The organism is Pseudomonas sp. GW458-11-26-14-LB4 (assembly GCF_059423925.1).
This window is the reverse complement of record NZ_JBWKYU010000001.1, coordinates 135,305-157,844: the sequence shown is the minus strand read 5'-3', so window position 1 is coordinate 157,844 and position 22,540 is coordinate 135,305. Positions and strand designations below refer to the sequence as shown.

18 protein-coding genes are annotated in these 22,540 nt (G+C 61.9%); 10 read left to right on the top strand and 8 right to left on the bottom strand.

Features of this window, described 5'->3' with window-relative positions; genetic code table 11:
- Positions 1 to 44 precede the first annotated feature (44 nt).
- Positions 45 to 1,148, top strand: a complete 1,104-nt coding sequence (gbdR, locus tag AC07XZ_RS00680) for a choline metabolism transcriptional regulator GbdR (RefSeq protein ID WP_011336300.1) — start codon at positions 45 to 47, stop codon at positions 1,146 to 1,148.
- Between the two features lie 78 nt (positions 1,149 to 1,226).
- Here the strand turns inward: gbdR and AC07XZ_RS00675 are convergent, their stop codons facing one another.
- The 6 genes from AC07XZ_RS00675 to choX form a co-directional block, all read right to left on the bottom strand.
- A complete protein-coding gene (locus AC07XZ_RS00675) occupies positions 1,227 to 1,487 on the bottom strand; it encodes a hypothetical protein (RefSeq protein WP_007959758.1) in 261 nt (86 codons plus the stop codon).
- Between the two features lie 273 nt (positions 1,488 to 1,760).
- On the bottom strand, positions 1,761 to 2,924 hold the full coding sequence (locus tag AC07XZ_RS00670) for a gamma-butyrobetaine dioxygenase (protein WP_102685740.1): 1,164 nt from the start codon (positions 2,922 to 2,924) through the stop codon (positions 1,761 to 1,763).
- Positions 2,925 to 2,948: 24 nt separating this feature from the next.
- Positions 2,949 to 3,425, bottom strand: coding sequence for a thioesterase family protein (locus tag AC07XZ_RS00665; protein ID WP_102685739.1), 477 nt, complete (start codon positions 3,423 to 3,425; stop codon positions 2,949 to 2,951).
- Between the two features lie 238 nt (positions 3,426 to 3,663).
- Positions 3,664 to 4,629, bottom strand: coding sequence for an L-carnitine dehydrogenase (locus tag AC07XZ_RS00660; RefSeq protein ID WP_102685738.1), 966 nt, complete (start codon positions 4,627 to 4,629; stop codon positions 3,664 to 3,666).
- A gap of 70 nt (positions 4,630 to 4,699) precedes the next feature.
- Entirely contained in the window at positions 4,700 to 5,587 is an 888-nt protein-coding gene (gene cdhC, locus AC07XZ_RS00655) for a 3-dehydrocarnitine:acetyl-CoA trimethylamine transferase CdhC (RefSeq protein ID WP_064380223.1), read from the bottom strand.
- A 75-nt stretch (positions 5,588 to 5,662) separates the two neighbouring features.
- Positions 5,663 to 6,607 (bottom strand): choline ABC transporter substrate-binding protein, encoded by a 945-nt coding sequence (gene choX / locus AC07XZ_RS00650; protein WP_007959767.1) that lies wholly within the window; start codon positions 6,605 to 6,607, stop codon positions 5,663 to 5,665.
- Between the two features lie 192 nt (positions 6,608 to 6,799).
- Here choX and AC07XZ_RS00645 point away from each other — a divergent pair, with 192 nt between their 5' ends.
- Positions 6,800 to 7,744, top strand: a complete 945-nt coding sequence (locus AC07XZ_RS00645) for a GlxA family transcriptional regulator (protein ID WP_011336294.1) — start codon at positions 6,800 to 6,802, stop codon at positions 7,742 to 7,744.
- 68 nt (positions 7,745 to 7,812) lie between these two features.
- Positions 7,813 to 8,985, top strand: coding sequence for an AAA family ATPase (locus AC07XZ_RS00640; RefSeq protein WP_102685737.1), 1,173 nt, complete (start codon positions 7,813 to 7,815; stop codon positions 8,983 to 8,985).
- Here AC07XZ_RS00640 and AC07XZ_RS00635 read toward each other — a convergent pair whose 3' ends face one another.
- Entirely contained in the window at positions 8,986 to 9,402 is a 417-nt protein-coding gene (locus AC07XZ_RS00635) for a DUF3010 family protein (RefSeq protein ID WP_102685736.1), read from the bottom strand.
- Positions 9,403 to 9,449: 47 nt separating this feature from the next.
- Positions 9,450 to 9,851 (bottom strand): lysozyme inhibitor LprI family protein, encoded by a 402-nt coding sequence (locus AC07XZ_RS00630; protein ID WP_039768003.1) that lies wholly within the window; start codon positions 9,849 to 9,851, stop codon positions 9,450 to 9,452.
- Positions 9,852 to 10,085: 234 nt separating this feature from the next.
- Between AC07XZ_RS00630 and AC07XZ_RS00625 the strand changes: the two genes are divergently transcribed.
- The 7 genes from AC07XZ_RS00625 (at position 10,086) to AC07XZ_RS00595 (ending at position 22,478) form a co-directional block, all read left to right on the top strand.
- The gene (locus tag AC07XZ_RS00625) at positions 10,086 to 11,063 is read left to right on the top strand and encodes a dipeptidase (protein ID WP_007959776.1); all 978 of its coding nucleotides are present in this window, start codon (positions 10,086 to 10,088) and stop codon (positions 11,061 to 11,063) included.
- 77 nt (positions 11,064 to 11,140) lie between these two features.
- Entirely contained in the window at positions 11,141 to 11,671 is a 531-nt protein-coding gene (locus AC07XZ_RS00620; RefSeq protein ID WP_007926354.1) for a DUF5943 domain-containing protein, read from the top strand.
- Positions 11,672 to 11,686: 15 nt separating this feature from the next.
- Positions 11,687 to 13,747, top strand: a complete 2,061-nt coding sequence (gene dgcA / locus AC07XZ_RS00615; RefSeq protein ID WP_011336289.1) for a dimethylglycine demethylation protein DgcA — start codon at positions 11,687 to 11,689, stop codon at positions 13,745 to 13,747.
- Between the two features lie 111 nt (positions 13,748 to 13,858).
- Positions 13,859 to 15,808: a dimethylglycine demethylation protein DgcB gene (gene dgcB / locus AC07XZ_RS00610; protein ID WP_102685735.1), complete on the top strand. Its 1,950-nt coding sequence runs from the start codon at positions 13,859 to 13,861 to the stop codon at positions 15,806 to 15,808.
- Positions 15,808 to 17,028 carry an electron transfer flavoprotein subunit alpha gene (gene etfA / locus AC07XZ_RS00605; protein ID WP_102685734.1) on the top strand — a complete coding sequence of 407 codons (1,221 nt, stop codon included), beginning with the start codon at positions 15,808 to 15,810 and terminating at the stop codon, positions 17,026 to 17,028. Before dgcB ends, etfA begins: the two co-directional genes overlap by 1 nt.
- A 9-nt stretch (positions 17,029 to 17,037) precedes the next feature.
- On the top strand, positions 17,038 to 17,808 hold the full coding sequence (etfB, locus tag AC07XZ_RS00600; protein ID WP_102685733.1) for an electron transfer flavoprotein subunit beta: 771 nt from the start codon (positions 17,038 to 17,040) through the stop codon (positions 17,806 to 17,808).
- Positions 17,809 to 19,025: 1,217 nt separating this feature from the next.
- A complete protein-coding gene (locus AC07XZ_RS00595; protein ID WP_102685732.1) occupies positions 19,026 to 22,478 on the top strand; it encodes a GMC family oxidoreductase N-terminal domain-containing protein in 3,453 nt (1,150 codons plus the stop codon).
- Positions 22,479 to 22,540: the final 62 nt, after the last annotated feature.

The following is a 22,540-nucleotide window of genomic DNA, read 5'->3' as shown; positions in this document are numbered from 1 at the left end:
CTCCGCCTGAGGCCATCACCCGCTTTGTGTGAGGAGATACCGCGATGACGTCGTTCAACTCCGGGGCTCAACCCCAGAACCGTGCGCCTCAATCCATCGGCTTTCTGCTGCTGGACAATTTCACGCTGATTTCCCTGGCATCCGCAGTCGAACCCCTGCGCATGGCCAACCAGTTGTCCGGTCGCGAGCTGTATCGCTGGACCACCCTCACTGTCGATGGCGGCCAGGTCTGGGCCAGTGACGGTCTGCAGATCACCCCCGACGCCTCCATGCACAAAGCCCCGGCCCTCGACACCGTTATCGTGTGCGGCGGGATCGGCATTCAGCGCACCGTTACCCGTGAACACGTTTCGTGGCTGCAAAGCCAGGCGCGTCAGTCGCGCCGCCTCGGCGCCGTGTGCACCGGCAGCTGGGCGCTGGCCTGCGCCGGCCTGCTCGACGGCTTCGATTGCAGCGTGCACTGGGAATGTCTGGCGGCGATGCAGGAAGCTTTCCCGCGCGTTGCGATGAGCACCCGCCTGTTCACCCTCGACCGTAACCGTTTCACCAGCTCCGGCGGCACCGCGCCGCTGGACATGATGCTGCACCTGATCAGCCGCGATCACGGCCGTGAACTGTCCGCCGCGATCTCGGAAATGTTCGTCTACGAACGTATCCGCAACGAGCAGGATCACCAGCGTGTGCCGCTCAAGCACATGCTCGGCACCAACCAGCCGAAACTGCAGGAAATCGTCGCGCTGATGGAAGCCAACCTGGAAGAGCCGATCGACCTCGACGAACTGGCGGTGTACGTCGCCGTGTCCCGTCGTCAGCTCGAGCGCCTGTTCCAGAAATACCTGCATTGCTCGCCGTCGCGCTACTACCTCAAGCTGCGCCTGATCCGCGCGCGGCAACTGCTGAAGCAGACGCCGATGTCGATCATCGAAGTGGCGTCGGTCTGCGGGTTCGTGTCGACACCGCACTTCTCCAAGTGCTACCGCGAATACTTCGGCATTCCGCCGCGTGACGAGCGCGTCGGCTCCAACACCACCCAGCAGGTGGCGATGATGCCGCTGCCGCAGGCCATCGTGATGTCGCCGTTGTCCGGGCCGATGTCGGCGTTGAGCCAGGCACGCAACGAGTCGACCTTCGCCAGCGTGCGCCTCTAAAACGAAAGATCGCAGCCTGCGACAGCGCCTTCAGGAAGGGCACTGTCGCAGGCTGCGATCTTTTTTTTCGGTCAGATGTCAGGCGCGGGTTTGCTGATACTGCGCCAGGGCCGGCAGCAACTGCTTGTCGATGGCTTCGCGCACGGTCGGCTGAATGCTCGCGCTGCTGGTGTACATCTGCTTGACCATGGTGCGCAGCGTGTTGGCCCGCACATCGTCCAGACCCCGCACCGCGCACTCGCAGGCCTGCTGGGCAGTGGAGCCCGACGGTACTTCGAATCCCAACGACTTGAGCTGGCCCAACAGGTCTTCCTGATCGATCAAATCGGCATACATCATGACGCGAATCCTTCTTCGGCAACGGAGGTCGTGGCTCGATTCTGGTAGGCCTGCCCAGGCACGGCAAGGGCGATTTGTCGCAGTGTCCACATTGGCTATGAGCATGTCGTTTTCGGCTAACTTGCCGGCAAGGGGAGTGGGCACACTGGCCTCAGCTCGCTTCACGAAGGTTTGGTCACCCTCGCCACGGCAGCTCCTCAACAGTACCCTCGCCCCGATCCTGTCACGGCTTGTATCGGGGCTTTTTTTACCTGCGAATTACGATGATGCGGTCTAGCGTTGCAACACCAGAATCCGCGACAGCAACTCGTCTCGGTCGATGTAGCAGCCCTGAAAATGCCGGGCCCCGGTGGTCGGGTCGAACGCATTGCGCGCGTGCAGGGTACGCCGGTTATCGAAGCACCACAGCTCGCCCGGATTGAGTCGTTGCATGACCCGGAAACGTGGCTCGCGCGTCATGGCGATGAAGCGCCGGTAAGCGCGATACAGCAAGGGCATTTGCTCCACAGACGTGTCGAACGCCCCGCGCAGAAAGTTGGCCATGCGGATTTCCGCGACCCGGCCCAACGCGTCCAGGGCGATGATCGGCGCCAGGCAGCGATAATCGCTGTGGCGGTCCTTGTTGCGAAACTCCACCGGGATCTCGCACAGCGCCTGAAACGACGCGGGGTCTTCCTGACGCAACGCTTCGGCAATCGCAAAACCGTCGACGAAAATGCTCTCGCCACCCTCGGCGTCGTTCACCAGGCAATGCAGAAATTGCAGCCCCGGTTGCAGCTCGCGGGTCGGCAGATCCGTGTGCAATGGCAGGTTGAAAGCGGTGTAGGCATTGCTGTCGGCATCGGCCTTGGATTGCACGTTGAACAGCACGCCGAAATTGCTCTCGCGGATGAACGAAATGCGCTGGGCGATCAGCTTCAGTGAACCGGGTTCGGTGGGCACGCCACGCACCTGAGTCAGACCGATATCGCGTACTGCCAGCAACCATTGCAGCAACGCGGCGTTGTCGTTCATCAGGGCTGAGTAGTCGAACACCGGCAACTGCAAATCGCTGCGCCACAGGAAGGGTTTCGGCTTGGAGGCGAGGCGTTCGGTGCGCGATTCATCATCGTAGGCGTGGGCGCGCAACCAGCCGGCATCGAAGCGGCTGAGGTGGCCGTCCTGCCAGTCGATACGCAGGCAGCCATCGGTGTCGATGTGCACCGCGGATGGCGTCAGGTCGGGAGCCGCATCGATGATCTCGAACACCTGCTCACGGGTGACGCTGTAGACGCAGTGCGGACACGGGCAGTTGTCGCGCAGCCACACATGGTGGAACGGGCTGACGCGCCCGTCGGCCCATTCAATCAGGACGCGATCCGCCAGGTTCTGCACGCCGTTCAGCGCGCTGATCAACGGATAAGTACGAAAATCGGCAACTGCGGCGGCGGTTTGCATGGTGGCTCCTTGCGATGGATGAGTTTACCGGGCTGGGGGCAGGGCGATGACCCGGCCGATGTAAGCCGGGGCGGGCAGGTCGGCCTGCTCGGCGACGATGGCTTGCAGACGGCTCAGGGTGTCCGGGGTAAACGGTGCGGAACGCGGCCCGGCGAGGTCGACGTGCAGCAGCATCTGTTCGTTGCCGGCCAGCTCCTTGTCACCGCCGGCCAGGTGCAGGCTGTGATAGAGGTGCAGGCGTTTCTGGTCGTGGCCGATGATCTGCGTGCGCACTTCGACTTCGGCGTCGAGCTTCACTTCGTGCAGATAATTGAGGTGCAGTTCGAGGGTGAACAGCGAGTGACCGCTGGCTTCGCGGTTGTTGCTGTCCATGCCGAGACGATCCATCAGAGCGTCGGTGGCGTAGCTGAAAATCAGCAGATAGAAGGCGTCGCGCAGGTGGCCGTTGTAGTCGACCCAGTCGGGGATGATGCGGGTCTGGTAGGTGGTGAGGGTGGGCATGATTGGGTTCCGCTGGAAGTTGGTGTTCAAGATCAAAAGCTACCCCCTCACCCCAGCCCTCTCCCTCAGGGAGAGGGGGAAAGGGAGCCGATCTTCAAGCTTTTCGAGAGCTGAGTTCGACTTGGGATTTTCAGGTCGGCGTAGCTCGTACATTCACCGCGGTCAATCCCCTCTCCCCTTGGGCGGTCCGACGTTTCGGGAGGGTTAGGGTGAGGGCAGCGGTTTCAAGCCAGACACATCACTCGCTGAAACTCATTCCATGCTTTTCTTTGGTGGTCTTCACCGCCTCAAGCACCGCCAGCAAGCAATCATCACGATAGCGCTCCAGCGCCGAAATACTGTGCCGGCCCAGTTGATCGCTGGTGCCGTCCACCACATCGTCGATCAACTTGTCGGTCAGTTCCGGTGCCGGCAGGTACGTCCACGGCAACTGCAACGCCGGGCCGAACTGCGACATGAAGTGGCGCATGCCGGCATCGCCACCGGCCAGGGTGTAGGTCAGGAACGTGCCCATGAACGACCAGCGCAGACCGGCACCAAAGCGGATCGCATCATCGATTTCACCGGTGGTCGCCACCCCGTCGTTGACCAGATGCAGCGCCTCGCGCCACAGCGCTTCGAGCAGGCGGTCGGCGATGAAGCCCGGCACTTCCTTGCGCACATGCAGCGGGCGCATGCCAAGGGATTCGTAGACTTTCAATGCCGCTTGAACCGCTTCCGGCGCGGTGTTTTTGCCGCCGACCACTTCCACCAGCGGCAGCAGGTAAACCGGGTTGAACGGGTGACCGACCACGCAACGTTCCGGGTGGGTCGAGCTCTCGTAGAACTCGCTTGGCAACAGACCCGAGGTGCTGGACCCGATCAGGGCATTCGGCTTGGCTGCCGCACTGATTTTGCTGTGCAGATCCAGTTTCAGTTCGAGGCGTTCCGGGGCGCTTTCCTGGATGAAGTCCGCATCGCGCACGCATTCTTCAATGGTCGCGACAAAGCGCAGGCGATCCTGCGACGCGCCCGGCGCCAGACCGTTTTTCTCCAGCGCCCCCCAGGCGTTGGCCACGCGTTTGCGCAGCGCCGCTTCGGCACCCGGCGCCGGGTCCCAGGCCACCACGTCGAGGCCGTGGGCGAGGGCGCGGGCGACCCAGCCGCTGCCGATGACGCCGCTGCCCAGCGCTGCGAAGGTTTTGATTTCGGTGATAAAGCTCATGGTCACTTCCTGGAATGAGGCAAAAAAACGGTGGGCGTCAATGGCCCGCCCACCGGGGGAAAGGGTGATTTCAGCCGCGCTGGGTCAGGCCCATCTTCTTGCGACCTTCAGCCGGGGTCAGCACGCGGGCGCCGAGGCGGCTGAGAATTTCAGTGGCGCGTTCGACCAGTTGGCCGTTGGTCGCCAGCACGCCTTTGTCCAGCCACAGGTTGTCTTCCAGGCCGACCCGCACGTTGCCGCCAAGCAGCACCGCTTGCGCGGCCATCGGCATCTGCATCCGGCCGATGCCGAAGCCGGCCCACACCGCGTCGGCGGGCAGGTTGTCGACCATGGCTTTCATGGTGGTGGTGTCGGCCGGCGCGCCCCACGGGATGCCCAGGCACAGCTGGAACAGCGGATTGTCGAGCAGGCCTTCCTTGATCATCTGTTTGGCGAACCACAGGTGGCCGGTGTCGAAAATCTCCAGCTCCGCCTTCACGCCCAGCTCGGTGATGCGCTTGGCGCCAGCCCGCAGCTGGGCCGGGGTGGAGACGTAAATGGTGTCGCCGTCGCCGAAGTTCAGGGTGCCGCAATCCAGGGTGCAGATTTCCGGCAGCAGTTCTTCGACGTGGGCCAGACGGGTCAGCGGGCCAACCAGATCGGTGTTCGGGCCGAACTCCATCGGGTTCTCGCCCGGGCCGATTTCCAGATCGCCGCCCATGCCGGCGGTGAGGTTGACGATGATGTCGACGTCGGCTTCGCGGATGCGCTCCATGACTTCGCGGTACAGCGCCACGTCGCGGCTGAACTTTCCGGTCTGCGGGTCACGGACGTGGCAGTGCACGACCGTGGCGCCGGCCTTGGCCGCTTCTACAGCGGCTGCGGCGATCTGTTTCGGGGTGACCGGCACGTGAGGGCTCTTGGCGGTCGTGTCGCCAGCACCGGTGAGTGCGCAGGTGATGATGACGTCGTGGTTCATGGTGCGTTTTCCTTCAGGCGTGATGGGTCTGTTCGCAGCCCGTGGCGGGCTGCGAAGTGGTTCATTCGTTGCGGTTTATTTGCTGGTGAGCTGGAGGTTTTCAGCCGCCGGTTTGCCATCGAAAGTGGTAACGCCTTCGAGCCAGCGCTGTTTGTCCTGCGGGTGATCCTTGAGCCATTGTTTGGCCGATTCGAAAGCGTCCTTGTGATCGAGCAGCGGCTGCATCATCCGGCTCTCGTCTTCGGCGGTGAACGTCAGGTTGCTCAGCAGGCGGCTGACGTTCGGGCATTGTTCGGCGTATTTCGGCGCGGTGACGGTCCACACGGTGGCCATGCCTTCGTTCGGGCCGAGGGCATCGTCGCTGCCGGTCAGATAGGTCATCTGCACGTTGACGTTCATCGGGTGCGGCGCCCAGCCGAAGAACACCACGGCTTCCTTGCGGCGCACGGCGCGATCGACGGCGGCGAGCATGCCGGCCTCGCTGGATTCCACGAGCTGGAACTTGCCGAGGCCAAACTGGTTCTTGGCGATCATTGCCTTGATCTGGGTGTTGGCGCCCGAGCCTGGCTCGATGCCGTAGATCTTGCCGCCCAGCTCCTTCTCGAATTTGGCGATGTCGGCGAAGGTTTTCAGGCCCTTGTCCGCCAGGTAGGTCGGCACGGCGAGAGTGGCGCGGGCGTCCTTGAGGCTTGGCGCTTCAAGCACCTTGACCTGATTGGCGTCGACGAACGGGGTGATGGTCTGGGTCATCAGCGGGTTCCAGTAGCCGAGGAACAGGTCCAGACGCTGGTCGCGTATACCGGCGAAGACGATTTGCTGAGAGGCGCTGGTCTGTTTGGTGCTGTAGCCGAGGCCGTCGAGCAGAACCTGGGCCATGGCACTGGTGGCGATCACGTCGGTCCAGTTCACCACGCCCATGCGCACGTTCTGACACGATGCGGAATCGGCCGCCATGACACTGGCGCTTAAAAACGCGGTACCGCTGAGTGCGAGAACACAGCTGCTGATCAGTCGTTTCATGTCGGGTTCCTCGGCAGGTCGTTATTGTGGGTTCCGGTGTCTGTGCGCCGGTGATGCTCAAATTACGCAGCAATGCCCCCGCAAAAACGCACTGCGGCGACCAGCTCTTGCACTGCAGCGACCTGTGCTCTTGAATGCCGCTCGCAACTGGCGTATCAACGTTGCACGCTACCCGCTGACCGAGTGCGCGCCATGTCCCAGGATTTCTACTTTCTGTTGATGCCGGGTTTTTCCGCCATCGGTTTCATCTCGGCAATCGAACCGCTGCGGGTGGCCAACCGCTTTCGCGGCGAGCTGTATCGCTGGCACGTCTTGAGCGCCGATGGCGGGGCGGTGCTGGCGAGTAACGGGATGTCGGTCAACGCCGATGCGGCGCTGGAACCGCTGAAGAAAGGGGCGACGCTGCTGGTGGTCGCCGGTTTCGAACCGTTGAAATTCGCCACACCGGCGCTGGAGCACTGGCTGCGACGGCTGGACAACGAAGGCGTGACCCTCGGCGCCATCGATACCGGCAGCTTCGTCCTTGCCGAGGCGGGCCTGCTCGATGGTCATCGCCTGACCCTGCACTGGGAAGCCATCGACGCCTTCAAGGAATCTTATCCACAGCTCAGCGTCACCCAGGAGCTGTTCGAGATCGACCGTCGGCGCATCACGTCTGCCGGCGGTACCGCGTCCATCGACCTGATGCTCGACCTGATCGCCCAGGCCCACGGCCCGCAACTGGCGATCCAGGTCAGCGAGCAGTTTGTATTGGGGCGGATTCGTCCGCGCAAGGACCACCAGCGTATGGAGGTCGCCACGCGTTACGGCATCAGCAACAAGAAGCTGGTGCATGTGATCGGCGAGATGGAGCAGCACAGCGAACCACCGCTGACCACCCTGGAACTGGCGGAGTCGATCAAGGTGACGCGGCGGCAACTGGAGCGGTTGTTCCGCCTGCATCTGAATGACACGCCGAGCAATTTCTATCTGCGCTTGAGACTGGAAAAGGCCCGGCAGCTGTTGCGTCAGACCGACATGAGCGTGCTGGAAGTCAGCATCGCCTGCGGGTTTGAATCACCGTCGTATTTCACCCGCAGCTACCGGGCGAAGTTTGCCCGGTGTCCGCGGGAGGATCGGCGACGGGAGGCCGTTTGACGGGCGATTATAGTTAATTATACTTTGAGGTATAAATTACAGTCGTTTGAATAATTGAGTGTAAAACCATGTCCCGAAACAACGGCTTCGTTTTCCGCCGCCCCGCTCTGGCCCGCAGCGTTGCCGATGGTCTGGTGGGTGCAGGTCTGCAGGATTTCACCTCCGGCCTTTTTCTGGCAGCGCCGCGTCGCACCGGCAAAAGCACCTTCCTGCGCGAGGACCTGATCCCGGAATGCCAGGCCCGAGGCTGGCTGACGGTTTACGTCGACCTGTGGGCCGACAAGGAAAAAGACCCTGCTGACTTGATCGCCAGTGCCATTGCAGGCGCGTTGGTCCCCTTTGAAAAGGGCATCCGCAAACTGGCGAAGAATATCGGCATCGAAAAACTCAGCTTTCTGCGCACCTTGTCCTGGGATTTCACCAAGCCGCAGCTGCCGGCGGGCGCGACCCTGACTCAAGCGCTGGAACTGCTCCACAGCGCCGCCGAAAAATCCGTAGTGCTGGTGATCGATGAAGCCCAGCATGCGCTTACCACCGCCGCCGGCATCAACGCGATGTTTGCCCTGAAGGCTGCACGGGATCAGCTCAACCAGGGACGGGAAAACGAGGGCAGCGGTTTGCATCTGGTGTTCACCGGTTCCAATCGCGACAAACTCGCCCATCTGGTGCTGGGCAAGAGCCAACCGTTCTTCGGCTCGAGCATCACGCCCTTTCCATTGCTGGGGAAAGAGTTCACCCAGGCGTATACCTTGCACCTCAACGCCCATCTGGCCGAGACCAACCAGTTCAGTGCGGCCGATATCGATGACGCCTTTGAATTGGTGGGGCGACGCCCGGAAATGTTGCGCACCATCATCGGCGAAGTCGCGCTGGAGTTGGGCGAGGCCAGCAATCTGGGGCAGCTGCTGCAAAGCCGTGCCGAATTGTTGCGCGCAGGCGTGTGGACCGAGTTCGAGAGCGCCTGGAACGCTCTGACCATCCCTCAGCGCGCCGTGCTGGAGGTGATGGTGGAGCGCTCACAGAACAACGAGCCTTTTGCACCGTTCACTGACAGCACACTCATGGCAGTCGGCAAGGCACTGGAAAACATGGGCAGCGACGTGGTGCCGGGCACCCAGACCATTCAGGCCTGCATCGATGCCCTGCGTGACAAAGAGCTGGTGTGGAAGTCGAGCCGCGGTGGCTATGCGCTGGAAGACAAATCCTTCGGTGACTGGCTGAGTGCGCGTAAAACGCGCTAGTTACTTCTTCACCAATGCCGAGCACGCTGCCTTGTAGGCTTCATGCTGATACTTGTTCAGCGTGCCCGGCAGCTCGAAATTGTGCTTTTTGGCCTGGGCATTGATCGTCTGCGGCGACAGCAGCGTCACCTCGCAACCGTCCAGCAACTGAAACACGCCCTCGATCTTGAACGTGGTCGGCCCACCGGCAAACTCGCCCTTCTTGCTGCGCTTCTTGATCGCGATGCGATCTATCGAGTTCTCGCGCACGAACGACGCCACCTGAGCGGCGAACAGCTTCACGTTGGCCGCCTCGTCGTCATCGTCCAGCGCGATTTTCTTGGTACTCAGCGCGACATGGCTCAACACCGAACCGTCGAGGGACGCCACGGCGATGATCGCTTCACTGCCTTTGATTTCGATACCGCAGATGTTCATGTGAATCCCTTGATTGGCTGAAGAGGTGCAGCTTACAGCTCAAGCCCTCACTCCTGTCCTATCGACTCCAAAAACTCCGACCGCTCGTCACTCATACGCGCCACGCAGTCATTCTGCGCAATCTTGAATGCCTTGCTGCCGTCTGTCGCCGGGAAGGCTTCGACGGCGCAGTCGGCGTCGCGGGTTTTCAGCCATTGTTGCTGGGCGGCCTTGAGTTTGGCGGTGATGTCGGCCAGTTGCGCCGGGTTCTTGCCGTAGGCCGTCTGCATGCGCTCGTTGAGGCTGGCGTAGTTGTCCTTGAGCAGGTCTTCGGCGGTGGTGCGGCTGTAGGTCGAGCATTCCAGGGTCTGGATGTCGTTTTCCACCGCGTCGCACGGGTTGTTGTCGGACTCTTCGGCGGCGTGTACGCCGGTCGCAATCAGGGCCAGGGCCAGGAAGATCGATTTCATTGATGTCGCCGCTCTAATCCAGTGGTGTTTCCGGGATGCGGCAGATTCTGGCTCAAGCTCGCGGGCTTGAACAGGTGGCCGGTCGGACCGGTTGGCGACCCTTTGTCGCGGATTGACGCTTTCGGCAATTCCCCTGTCGTTTTTGCACCCGGCTGGTCGCGCACCGAGGCATATGCTGGCCCCAAAGCGCCGGCAGACGATTCGGCGCATGAATCGCCAATAAGGGGACGCCTGATGAGCCCAGCCGAATTACACGCCGACAGCATCGTTATCGACGGTCTGATCATTGCCAAATGGAACCGCGAGCTGTTCGAAGACATGCGCAAGGGCGGTCTGACGGCGGCCAACTGCACCGTGTCGGTGTGGGAGGGCTTTCAGGCCACGGTCAACAACATCGCTGCCAGCCAGAAACTGATTCGCGAAAACAGCGACCTGGTGATCCCCGTCCGCACCACCGCCGACATCCGCAAGGCCAAGGAGCAGGGCAAGACCGGCATCCTCTTCGGCTTCCAGAACGCCCATGCGTTCGAAGACCAGATCGGCTATGTCGAGGTGTTCAAGCAGCTCGGCGTCGGCATCGTGCAGATGTGCTACAACACCCAGAACCTGGTGGGCACCGGTTGCTACGAACGTGACGGCGGCCTGTCGGGCTTCGGTCGCGAAATCGTCGCCGAGATGAACCGTGTCGGCGTCATGTGCGACCTGTCCCACGTCGGCTCCAAGACCTCCGAGGAAGTCATCCTCGAATCGAAAAAACCGGTCTGCTATTCCCACTGTCTGCCGTCGGGGCTGAAAGAGCACCCGCGCAACAAGTCCGATGAAGAGCTCAAGTTTATTGCTGACCACGGCGGTTTCGTCGGCGTGACCATGTTCGCGCCGTTCCTGGCCAAGGGCATCGATTCGACCATCGACGACTACGCCGAAGCCATCGAATACACCATGAACATCGTCGGCGAAGACGCCATCGGCATCGGCACCGACTTCACCCAGGGTCACGGTCAGGACTTCTTCGAATATCTGACCCACGACAAGGGCTACGCCCGCCGTCTGACCAACTTCGGCAAGATCATCAACCCGCTGGGCATCCGCACCGTCGGCGAGTTCCCGAACCTGACCGAAACCCTGCTCAAGCGCGGCCACTCCGAGCGCGTGGTACGCAAGATCATGGGTGAAAACTGGGTCAACGTCCTCAAGGACGTCTGGGGCGAGTAAGCCGCCGCTTCCCGAATACTTCCCCCCGGCCGTCCGCGCCGGGGGCAACACCAAAATTTTTCTGGAGTTAAGTTTCCATGGCCAAGATCGCCCCGCAATTGCCAATCGAAGTCGACAGCGAGACCGGTGTCTGGACCTCCGACGCCCTGCCGATGCTGTACGTGCCACGGCATTTCTTCGTCAACAACCACATGGGCATCGAGGAAGTACTGGGCGCTGACGCCTATGCCGAAATCCTCTACAAGGCCGGCTACAAATCCGCCTGGCACTGGTGTGAAAAAGAAGCCGAGTGCCACGGCCTGGAAGGCGTCGCGGTGTTCGAGCACTACATGAAGCGCCTGTCGCAGCGCGGCTGGGGCCTGTTCAAGATCCAGGACATCGACCTCGACAAAGGCACCGCCAGCGTCAAGCTCGAACACTCGGCGTTCGTCTACGTCTACGGCAAGGTCGGGCGCAAGGTCGACTACATGTTCACCGGCTGGTTTGCCGGTGCCATGGACCAGATCCTCGCCGCTCGCGGCAGCAAGATCCGCACCGTGGCCGAGCAGGTCTACGGTGGCTCCGAAGAAGGCCACGACGACGGCCTGTTCACCGTCAAGCCGTTGTAAGTCGAGGAACCCGCCATGGCTTTCGAAGCAATGTTCCAGCCGATCCAGATCGGCAAACTGACCATCCGCAACCGCGTGCTCAGCACCGCGCACGCCGAGGTCTACGCGACCGACGGCGGCATGACCACCGAGCGGTACGTCAAATATTACGAAGAGAAAGCCAAGGGCGGCATCGGCCTGGCGATCTGTGGCGGTTCGTCCGTGGTGGCGATCGACAGCCCGCAGCAATGGTGGAGTTCGGTGAACCTGTCCACCGACCGGATCATCCCGCACTTCCAGAATCTCGCCGACGCCATGCACAAGCATGGCGCCAAGATCATGATCCAGATTACCCACATGGGCCGTCGCTCCCGTTGGGACGGTTTCCACTGGCCGACCCTGATGTCGCCGTCGGGTATCCGCGAACCGGTGCACCGCGCCACCTGCAAGACCATCGAGCCGGAAGAAATCTGGCGGGTGATCGGCAACTACGCGCAAGCCGCGCGCCGCGCCAAGGCCGGTGGCCTGGACGGCGTCGAACTGTCGGCCGTGCACCAGCACATGATCGACCAGTTCTGGAGCCCGCGCGTCAACAAGCGTACCGACGAATGGGGCGGCACCTTTGAAGGCCGGATGAAGTTCGGTCTGGAAGTCCTGAAAGCCGTGCGTGCCGAGGTCGGTGACGACTTCTGCGTCGGCATGCGTATCTGCGGTGACGAGTTCCACCCGGACGGTCTGTCCCACGAAGACATGAAGCAGATCGCCAAATATTACGACGACACCGGCATGCTCGATTTCATCGGCGTCGTCGGCTCGGGTTGTGACACCCACAACACCCTGGCCAACGTGATTCCGAACATGAGTTATCCACCGGAGCCGTTCCTGCACCTGGCGGCCGGGATCAAGGAAGTGGTCAAGGTTCCGGTGCTGCACGCGCAGAACATCAAGGACCCGAACCAGGCCACGCGGATTCTGGAGGGCGGTTACGTCGACATGGTCGGTATGACCCGCGCCCACATCGCCGACCCGCACCTGATCGCCAAGATCAAGATGGGCCAGATCGACCAGATCAAGCAGTGCGTCGGCGCCAACTACTGCATCGACCGTCAGTATCAAGGTCTGGACGTGCTGTGCATCCAGAACGCTGCGACTTCCCGTGAATACATGGGCGTGCCGCACATCATCGAGAAATCCACCGGGCCGAAACGCAAGGTGGTGATCGTCGGTGCCGGCCCGGCGGGGATGGAAGCTGCCCGTGTGGCGGCCGAGCGTGGCCACGATGTGACCCTGTTCGAGAAGAAGGAATTCATCGGCGGCCAGATCACTACGGCTTCGAAAGCACCGCAGCGTGACCAGATTGCCGGTATCACTCGCTGGTTCCAGCTGGAACTGGCACGGCTGAAAGTCGACCTGCGCCTGGGCACTGCCGCAGATGCCGACACCATCATGGACCTGCGTCCGGACATCGTGGTGCTGGCGGTCGGCGGTCACCCGTACCTGGAACAGAACGAACACTGGGGCGCCGCTGAAGGGCTGGTCGTCAGCAGCTGGGACGTGCTCGACGGCAAGGTCGCGCCGGGCAAGAACGTGCTGGTCTACGACACCATCTGCGAGTTCACCGGGATGTCGGTGGCCGACTTCCTCGCCGACAAGGGCAGCCAGGTCGAGATCGTCACCGACGACATCAAGCCGGGTGTGGCCATCGGCGGTACGTCGTTCCCGACCTACTACCGCAGCATGTACCCGAAAGAAGTGATCATGACCGGCGACATGATGCTGGAGAAGGTCTACCGCGAAGGCGACAAGCTCGTTGCCGTGCTGGAGAACGAATACACCGGCGCCAAAGAGGAGCGGGTGGTGGATCAGGTGGTCGTCGAGAACGGCGTGCGCCCGGACGAAGAAATCTACTACGCCCTCAAGGACGGCTCGCGCAACAAGGGCCAGATCGATGTCGAGGCACTGTTTGCGATCCAGCCACAACCTTCGTTGAGCAGCACCGGCGACGGTTACTTGCTGTTCCGCATCGGTGACTGCGTGGCGCAGCGTAATACCCACGCCGCCATCTACGACGCACTCCGGCTCTGTAAGGATTTTTGACGGCTCAGCTGCGAGCCCAAGCTGCAAGCCGCAAGTAAAAGCACTGCAGTTTCCACTGCTCTTTCTTGCAGCTTGTAGCTTGTAGCTTGCACCTCGCCAGAGGTGACTCTGATGTTGAACACCCTTCTTCCAATCCTGTTGTTCGCAGCCCTGGCCCTCGCGGTGCTGGGGGCGTTGCGGCGGGTGGCCATGTGGCGCCGAGGCCGGGCCTCGAAGGTCGATCTGATCGGCGGCCTGTTAGCCATGCCCAAGCGTTACATGGTCGATCTGCACCACGTGGTGGCGCGGGACAAATACATCGCCAACACCCACGTCGCCACGGCGGGCGGTGCGGTGGCGTCGATCGTGCTGGCGATTCTGGTGCACGGTTTCGGCCTGCATAACCGGATCCTCGGCTACGCGTTGCTGCTGATGGCGGCGGTGATGTTCGTCGGAGCGATCTTCGTTTACCGGCGTCGGCTCAACCCGCCGTCGCGGCTGTCGAAAGGCCCGTGGATGCGCCTGCCGAAAAGCCTGCTGGCGTTCTCGGCCTCGTTCTTCCTGGTGACCTTGCCGGTGGCCGGAATCCTGCCGGAGAACTTCGGTGGCTGGGTGTTGGCAGCGATTCTCGGCATCGGTGTGTTGTGGGGCGTGTCCGAGTTGTTCTTCGGCATGACCTGGGGCGGGCCGATGAAACACGCCTTCGCCGGGGCCCTGCACCTGGCCTGGCACCGTCGCGCCGAACGTTTTGGTGGTGGTCGTTCCACCGGTTTGAAACCGCTGGACCTGAACGATCCGACCGCGCCACTGGGCGTGGAGAAACCCAAGGATTTCACCTGGAACCAGTTGCTCGGTTTCGACGCCTGCGTGCAGTGCGGCAAGTGCGAAGCCGCGTGCCCGGCGTTCGCCGCCGGCCAGCCGTTGAACCCGAAAAAGCTGATTCAGGACATGGTCGTCGGCCTCGCTGGCGGCACCGATGCCAAATTCGCCGGCAGCCCGTACCCCGGCAAACCGGTGGGCGAACACGGCGGCAATCCACATCAACCGATCGTCAACGGTCTGGTCGATGCCGAAACCCTGTGGTCTTGCACCACCTGCCGCGCCTGCGTCGAGGAGTGCCCGATGATGATCGAGCACGTCGACGCCATCGTCGACATGCGCCGCCACCTCACGCTGGAAAAAGGCGCGACGCCGAACAAGGGCGCCGAAGTCCTGGAAAACCTGATCGCTACCGACAACCCCGGCGGTTTTGCCCCGGGCGGACGGATGAACTGGGCGGCGGACTTGAACCTCAATCTGCTTAGCGAAAAGAAATCCACCGACGTACTGTTCTGGGTCGGCGACGGTGCCTTCGATATGCGCAATCAGCGCACGCTGCGTGCGTTCGTCAAAGTGCTGAAAGCGGCGAAAATCGACTTCGCTGTACTCGGTCTTGAAGAGCGTGACAGCGGCGACGTGGCCCGCCGTCTGGGTGACGAAGCGACCTTCCAGTTGCTCGCCAAACGCAATATCCAGACCCTGGCCAACTACAGCTTCAACCGCATCGTCACCTGCGATCCGCACAGCTTCCATGTGCTGAAAAACGAGTACGGCGCGTTCGATGGCAACTACCTCGTGCAGCACCACAGCACTTATCTGGCGGAAATCATCCAGGCCGGCGCGCTGAACCTCGGTCAGCACAAAGGCAACAGCGTGACCTATCACGATCCGTGCTACCTCGGCCGCTACAACGGCGAGTACGAGGCGCCGCGCGAAGTGCTGCGCGCCCTCGGCATCGAGATCAAGGAAATGCAACGTTCCGGCTTCCGTTCGCGCTGCTGCGGCGGCGGTGGCGGGGCGCCGATCACCGACATTCCGGGCAAGCAGCGGATCCCCGACATGCGCATGGAAGACATCCGCGAGAGCGGCGCCGAGCTGGTGGCCGTGGGTTGTCCACAGTGCACGGCGATGCTTGAAGGCGTGGTCGAACCGCGTCCGCTGATCAAGGACATCGCCGAACTGGTGGCCGACGCGCTGCTCGAAGACGCCGCGCCGAACAAGCCCGCCACCCCGGCCAAACGTGAACCTGCGGAGGCCCACTGATGAGCGACATTATCCGCCGCGACCCCCGCGCCGAATGGATCGCACGCAACCGTCTGCACCCTCTGCACGCGGCCATGCAACCGGCGCAACACAGCTGGATGGGCCCCAACGGGATCATCCGCAAGAACCTGCACGGCATCGGCTTCATCGGGCCGAACGGCATCAAGCGCATCGACCGCAGCGGCGCTCAACAGGGCGGGGCGGTCAAACGTTCGGCCGCGGTCGAAGTGCAATTGCCGCTGCATCAGGTGCCGGCCCCGGCGTTCTACATCAGCGTGGTGCCGGACATGGTCGGCGGCCGCTTGAGCAGCCACGACCGTGACCTGCTCGGTCTGGCTCATCAACTGGCCGGCAGCGAAGGCGCGGTGCTGGCCGTGGTGTTTGGTGAGCACAAGGAAAACGCTTTCGCCACGGCGGGCGTTGACCGCCTGCTGGTGTTGGAAGGCGAAGAATTCAGCGGTTATGCACCGGAGCAACGGATCCAGGGCCTGCGGGCTGTGGATAACCAGTTCAACCCGCGTCACTGGCTGCTGCCGGACAGCCGCAGCGGTGGCGGCGAACTCGGTCGGCGCTTTGCTGCCGCACTGGGTGAACGTCCGGCGACACGGGTGTGGCAGGTTAAGGATCAGGAGTGCATCGGCCGCGCCGGTGCGGGGTTGCAGGATCTGGCCCGCCCGGTGGCGCGTTTGATTCTGGCGTCCGCCGAATGTGCAGAACCGGTCAGCGAAACCCGTCACGAAGCGCTGCCGGTGGAGTTATCCACACCCGTCGCGCGCAGCCTGTCGCGGATCGAGGATCTGGGCGCTGTGGCGGTGGATCCGGCGGCGATTCCGATGGCCGAAGCGGAGTTCATCTTCTCCGGCGGCAACGGGGTCAAGGACTGGGAGCTTTTCCACAGGACTGCCGCCGCCCTCGGCGCCACCGAAGGTGCTTCGCGGGTGGCGGTGGACGATGGCTTCATGGCTCGTGATCGTCAGGTCGGCGCGTCCGGCACCTGGGTTACGGCGCGGGTTTACGTGGCCGTGGGGATTTCCGGGGCGATCCAGCACCTGCAGGGCATCGGTGCCTGCGACAAGGTGGTGGCGATCAACCTCGATCCGGGTTGCGACATGATCAAGCGTGCCGACCTGTCGGTGATCGGCGAGAGCGCGGAAATTCTTCAGGCCTTGATCGCGGCGGTAGAGGCTTACCGCAACGAAGCCAAGCGCGATGCGGCTTAAGGAACGGTTATGAGCACAAAGATCATCAGTCTGGTTTCAATCGGCGCCCACCCGACCTCCGGCCGCCCGCGCCGCGCCGATCAGGACGCCCGCGCGGTGGAACTCGGCCTGCAACTGGCAGGGGATAACCTGCAAGTGCTGCACGCCGGCGACATCGCGGAACCGGCGCTGCGCGCCTATCTGGGCATGGGACTTGCGCAGATGCATGTGCTGGAACAACCGGCGGGCGCCGATGCGCTGCCGGCGTTGACCGAGTATCTGCGTGATGCCGGTGCAAAAGTCGTGTTGACCGGCAGCCAGGCGGAAACCGGCGAGGGTTCGGGGATGCTGCCGTTCCTGCTGGCCGAAGGGCTGGGCTGGCCGCTGGTGGTGGGGTTGGCTCAGGTTGAGTCGATCAACGACGGTTCGGCACTGGTGCTGCAAGCGTTGCCCCGTGGGCAGCGGCGCCGGTTGAAAGTGCGCCTGCCGTTTCTGGCGACTGTGGATAACGCTGCGCCCAAGCCTCGGCAAAGTGCTTATGGCCCGGCGCGACGTGGCGTTCTCCAGGCTGAGGACGTGGAAGTGGTGGACGACGAATTGCTGGCGGTGGCGACCCTGCAACCGGCGAAGCCCCGACCGAAACGGTTGAAGGTGATCAAGGCCAAGAGCGGGGCGGACCGGATGAAGGCGGCGACGGCCAAGGCCAGTGGGGGTGGTGGGCAAGTACTAAAAGGTGTGACGGCGCAGGCCGGTGCTGAAGCGATTTTGAAGTTGTTGATCGAAGAAGGTGTTGTCCGCTAGACGCCCCCTCACCCTAGCCCTCTCCCGGGGGGAGAGGGGACTGACCGAGTTGGGCCGGCCACTTACATCGACCTGCGACTCCGGTGGTGACCTTGGTTCGCCAAGACTCGATCACTCTCTCGCCAGATTTGAGAAAACCTGAGGTCACGATAAACGCTCAGGTCGATGTACCTCGCGAGATCACCACCGTAGGCTCCCTCTCCCCCCGGGAGAGGGCTGGGGTGAGGGCAGCGGTCACAAGCCATCCACTCCTCAGAATTTACACACAATCCCTGTTAACCACTCTGTGGATAACATGTTCGCCCCTCTCCCAACCCCATACAAACCAAGTCCTTCAGCCCTCAGATCAAAAAACAACCAGCCTAACTCGCGGTTTTTTCTGAGTTTTTCCCCAGAACAACTCTCAGACTTGCCCCCAATCTCTGTTGGCGCTTCTGTGGATAAGATGTTCGCTGTACGCTGCAAGCCATATAAACCGTGGCTTACAAAGATCTGATCAAAAAACGCTCAATTCAGTCTTTTAACCCGCCAATCCCCACGCAAACCCCTATTTATCAACGCCTGCAGCGCTTTTCCACAGCACCCGACAAGTTACCCCCGAACTCTGTTGGCGCTTCTGTGGATAAGGTGTTCGCCATCCTCCGCAATCCACGTAATCCGTGCCATGCAGCGACTTGATCAAAAAACAACCAATCGCTAATGGAAACCCTGCTTCTGGATAAGTCACGAATTTTCTTCACAAAATCCCGATTATTTTTCCAGGTCATCCACAGTTGTCCCCATTAGCTGTGGGTGTCTATGTGGATAACTTGTTCGCCAAACCCTGCAACCCCCAGCGGGCTTAGTCCAAAAGGCAATTGATCAGATTTCATACAGTTCTAAGAGGCAGCCTTGACTTCGATCCGGTGCCTGTCTTCACTGCAATGGCACAAGGACAGCTGTCACTTATCCACATCTGGTTCAGGGAGAACGCGTGATGGATACCCAGCCACACCGCTTACCCCTCAGTCCCTGCACGCTCCGCGCTCGGCCGGCAGCTTCGCCGCGAAAGCGCACGTTGCGTCGTGCCGCCAATCAGCACGCCCGTCTGTAGCGCCTGATTCCTGCCCCAAATCGTTGTACTGCCGTCGGGATTTCCCGGAGGCCAGGTGCCCGTTCGCCCATTGATTGCAGGCAACCGCAGAGTTGCCCCATCTGCCTGAGAGAGGAACCACCTCATGACACGGATCGCAACGCCCATCAGCGAAATCAAGGAACACTACGACGTCATCGTCATTGGCTCCGGGTACGGCGGCGGCATTGCCGCGTCGCGCCTGTCCCGGGCCGGTAAAAAGGTCTGTCTGCTGGAACGCGGTCGGGAGATCCAGCCCGGCGAATATCCCAACACCATGATCGCCGCGACCGAGGAATTGCAGGTACACGACCCGGACGGTCACATCGGCTCGCGCACCGGGTTGTTCGACTTGCACGTCAACGCGCAGCAGAACGTGGTGGTCGGTTGCGGCCTCGGTGGCACGTCGCTGATCAATGCCAACGTCTCGCTGGAGCCGACAGCCGATGTGTTCCAGGATCCGCGCTGGCCACTGGCCGTGCGCGAGGACCGTGACGGTTTGCTCAAGGCGGGTTACGCCAAGGCCCGGGAGATGCTCAAGCCCAATCCCTACCCGAGCACCTCGCCAAACCTGCCGAAACTCGATGCCAACAAAAAATCCGCAGACTTCCTCAAGCAAGGCGCGCACTTCTACAAGCCGCCGATCAACGTGACCTTCGACAAACTGCCCAACAATCTCAATCACGTCGGCGTCGAGCAACTGCCGTGCAACCACTGCGGCGACTGCGTTTCGGGCTGTAACAACAAGGCCAAGAACACCACGCTGATGAACTATCTGCCGGACGCCACCAATCACGGCGCGGAGATTTTCTGTCAGGCCCAGGTGCGGCATCTGGAGCGCGACGGCAATGGCTGGATCGTGCACTTCCAGTACCTCGACAGCGGCCGCGAGAAATTCGACGCGCCGACCTTGTTCGTGAAGGCCGACATCGTCGTGGTCTCCGCCGGCACCCTCGGCTCCACCGAGATTCTGCTGCGCTCGCGGGACAAAGGCCTGGTGATGTCCGGGCAGCTCGGCGAGAACATGAGCGGCAACGGCGACATCCTCGGCTTCGGCCATAACTGCGAGCAGACCATCAACGGCATCGGCTTCGGCGCGCACTCGGCCAAGGAACTGCAACCGGTCGGCCCGTGCATCACCTCGATCATCGACATGCGCACCGAGGGTGACCGCAGCAGTCGCATGGTCATCGAGGAAGGTTCGATCCCGGGCGCCCTTGGCCGGCCGATGGTGCCGGCAATGGCCGGGTTCGCCGAGATGATCGGCAAGCCCACCGACGACAGCTTCAGCGGCAAAGTGAAGTACAAGGAGCGTGAAGCCGAAAGCTTCCTGCGTGGCCCGTATCACGGCGCGCTGCACAACATGCAGACCTACCTGATCATGAGCCACGATAGCGGCCAGGGACGCATGGTCCTCGACAGCAAGGATCAACTGCGCATCGACTGGCCGGGCGTCGGCGAGCAGGAAAACTTCAAGATCGGCAACGAACGCCTGTACCAGAGCACCAAAGCCCTGGGCGGGATCTGGGTCGAGAATCCGATCTGGACCAAGCTGCTCAAGCACAGCATCGTCTCGGTGCATCCGCTGGGTGGTTGCGTGATGGGTGAAGACGCCGCGCAAGGCGTGGTCAACCACAAGGGCCAGGTGTTCAGCGGCGCCAGTGGCACCGATGTCTACGCCAACCTGTACGTGACCGACGGCGCGGTGATCCCGACGTCACTGGCAGTCAACCCGCTCCTGACCATCTCCGCCGTGAGCGAGCGCAACATGGGCCTGCTGGCGGCCGACCGTGGCTGGACGATCGACTACACGCTGCCGTCGGCGCCGCGCAAACAGACCGCGCCGCCGACCCTTGGCGTGCAGTTCACCGAAACCATGAAAGGCTACTTCTCTCGCGCTTTCACCGCCGCGCAGAGTACCGACCTCAAAGTCTATGAAGCTGCCGCCAAACGTGGCGAGGCGGACAACTCGCCGATCGACTTCACCCTGACCATCACCGCCAACGACCTCAACCGCATGATCAAGGAGCCGGAACACGCCGCGACCATCGTCGGCACGGTGATCGCCCCGGCGCTGTCGCCGGAACCGCTGACCGCCAGCAACGGTGTGTTCAACCTGTTCGAGCAGTTCGAGCAGCAGGTCGACACGCGCCACATGAAGTACGACATGAAGCTGACCGCCGAGGACGGCCACGACTATTTCTTCAGCGCCTTCAAGACCGTGCCGGAAGACAACGGCGTGCTGAATATCTGGCACGACACCAGCACCCTCTACGTCACGCTGTATCGCGGGCCGGACAAATCCGGCGAAGTCATCGGTTCGGGTGTGATGCACATCAAACCGACCGATTTCGCCAAGCAGATGACCACCATGAAAGTCCTCAATGCGCGCAACGAGCGTGAGCGCATCGAAGGGCTGGCGCGGTTCGGCAAGTTCTTCGCCGGGATTCTCTGGGAGAGTTATGGCGGGGTGTTTGCCGGTGACAAATACTTCAATCCCGACGCGCCGCCACGGCTGAAACGGCCACTGGATGCACCGACGCCGGCCGTGCATTTCTTCCCTACTGAAGACGGCGTGCAGTTGCGCCTGACCCGTTATCAGGCCGGCAGCAAAGGCCCGGTGATGCTGGTGCATGGTCTGGGTGTGGGCTCGAATATCTTCTCGACCGATACGATCCAGACCAACCTGCTGGAGTTTCTGTGCAAGCACGACTACGACGTGTGGCTGCTGGATTTCCGGGTGAGCATCCTGCTGCCGGCAAGCAAGAAGGAATGGAACGGCGACCAGATCGCCCAGTACGACTTCAAGGCCGCCATCGCACAGATCCAGCAGGAAACCAGAGCCAGGGACGTGCAGTGCGTGGTGCATTGCTACGGCGCGACCACGTTCTTCATGTCGCTGCTCGCCGGTTTGCAGGGCGTGCGTTCGGTGGTCTGCTCGCAGATTGCCGCCGACACGGTGGTCGCGACCGCAACGGGATTGAAGGCCGGTCTGCACTTGCCGGGAATGCTCGACGCGATCGGTATCAAATCCATGACCGCCTACGCCGACAGCAAGGAGAACTGGTTCAACCGGCTCTACGACAAGGCGCTCAACGGCTACGCGCGGATCGAAGCCCAGGGCTATTGCACCAACCCGGTGTGCCACCGCATCACCTTCATGTACGCCTCGCTGTATCGCCACGACACCCTCAACGAAACCCTGCACGACAACCTGCACGAGCTGTTCGGCGAGTCGAACATCGAGACCTTCGAGCACCTGGCGCTGATCGTGCGCAAAGGGCATCTGGTGGATTTCAAAGGGCACGACGTGTACATGCCGCACTTTGACCGGCTGACCATGCCGATCTGTTTCATCAGCGGCGCCGACAACCAGTGTTATCTGCCGGAGAGCACGCTCAAGACCTACCAGCGGGTTTGCGAGAAGCACGGGCCGGAGCGCTACAGCCGGCATGTTGTGCCGGGTTACGGCCACATCGATTGCATGTTCGGCAAGAACGCGGTGGTCGATGTGTATCCGATCATCCTTGAACACCTGGAGAAAACAGCCCTCGGATAGCCCCGATCGTGTCGATCGTTCCCACGCTCTGCGTGGGAACGCCGCATGGACGCTCTGCGTCC

What these genes read in the sequence shown, in the direction of transcription:
- gbdR (WP_011336300.1), top strand. Translation starts at nt 45, where the DNA reads ATGACGTCGTTCAACTCCGGGGCTCAACCCCAGAACCGTGCGCCTCAA.
- AC07XZ_RS00675 (WP_007959758.1), bottom strand. Translation starts at nt 1,487, where the DNA reads ATGATGTATGCCGATTTGATCGATCAGGAAGACCTGTTGGGCCAGCTC.
- AC07XZ_RS00670 (WP_102685740.1), bottom strand. Translation starts at nt 2,924, where the DNA reads ATGCAAACCGCCGCCGCAGTTGCCGATTTTCGTACTTATCCGTTGATC.
- AC07XZ_RS00665 (WP_102685739.1), bottom strand. Translation starts at nt 3,425, where the DNA reads ATGCCCACCCTCACCACCTACCAGACCCGCATCATCCCCGACTGGGTC.
- AC07XZ_RS00660 (WP_102685738.1), bottom strand. Translation starts at nt 4,629, where the DNA reads ATGAGCTTTATCACCGAAATCAAAACCTTCGCAGCGCTGGGCAGCGGC.
- cdhC (WP_064380223.1), bottom strand. Translation starts at nt 5,587, where the DNA reads ATGAACCACGACGTCATCATCACCTGCGCACTCACCGGTGCTGGCGAC.
- choX (WP_007959767.1), bottom strand. Translation starts at nt 6,607, where the DNA reads ATGAAACGACTGATCAGCAGCTGTGTTCTCGCACTCAGCGGTACCGCG.
- AC07XZ_RS00645 (WP_011336294.1), top strand. Translation starts at nt 6,800, where the DNA reads ATGTCCCAGGATTTCTACTTTCTGTTGATGCCGGGTTTTTCCGCCATC.
- AC07XZ_RS00640 (WP_102685737.1), top strand. Translation starts at nt 7,813, where the DNA reads ATGTCCCGAAACAACGGCTTCGTTTTCCGCCGCCCCGCTCTGGCCCGC.
- AC07XZ_RS00635 (WP_102685736.1), bottom strand. Translation starts at nt 9,402, where the DNA reads ATGAACATCTGCGGTATCGAAATCAAAGGCAGTGAAGCGATCATCGCC.
- AC07XZ_RS00630 (WP_039768003.1), bottom strand. Translation starts at nt 9,851, where the DNA reads ATGAAATCGATCTTCCTGGCCCTGGCCCTGATTGCGACCGGCGTACAC.
- AC07XZ_RS00625 (WP_007959776.1), top strand. Translation starts at nt 10,086, where the DNA reads ATGAGCCCAGCCGAATTACACGCCGACAGCATCGTTATCGACGGTCTG.
- AC07XZ_RS00620 (WP_007926354.1), top strand. Translation starts at nt 11,141, where the DNA reads ATGGCCAAGATCGCCCCGCAATTGCCAATCGAAGTCGACAGCGAGACC.
- dgcA (WP_011336289.1), top strand. Translation starts at nt 11,687, where the DNA reads ATGGCTTTCGAAGCAATGTTCCAGCCGATCCAGATCGGCAAACTGACC.
- dgcB (WP_102685735.1), top strand. Translation starts at nt 13,859, where the DNA reads ATGTTGAACACCCTTCTTCCAATCCTGTTGTTCGCAGCCCTGGCCCTC.
- etfA (WP_102685734.1), top strand. Translation starts at nt 15,808, where the DNA reads ATGAGCGACATTATCCGCCGCGACCCCCGCGCCGAATGGATCGCACGC.
- etfB (WP_102685733.1), top strand. Translation starts at nt 17,038, where the DNA reads ATGAGCACAAAGATCATCAGTCTGGTTTCAATCGGCGCCCACCCGACC.
- AC07XZ_RS00595 (WP_102685732.1), top strand. Translation starts at nt 19,026, where the DNA reads ATGACACGGATCGCAACGCCCATCAGCGAAATCAAGGAACACTACGAC.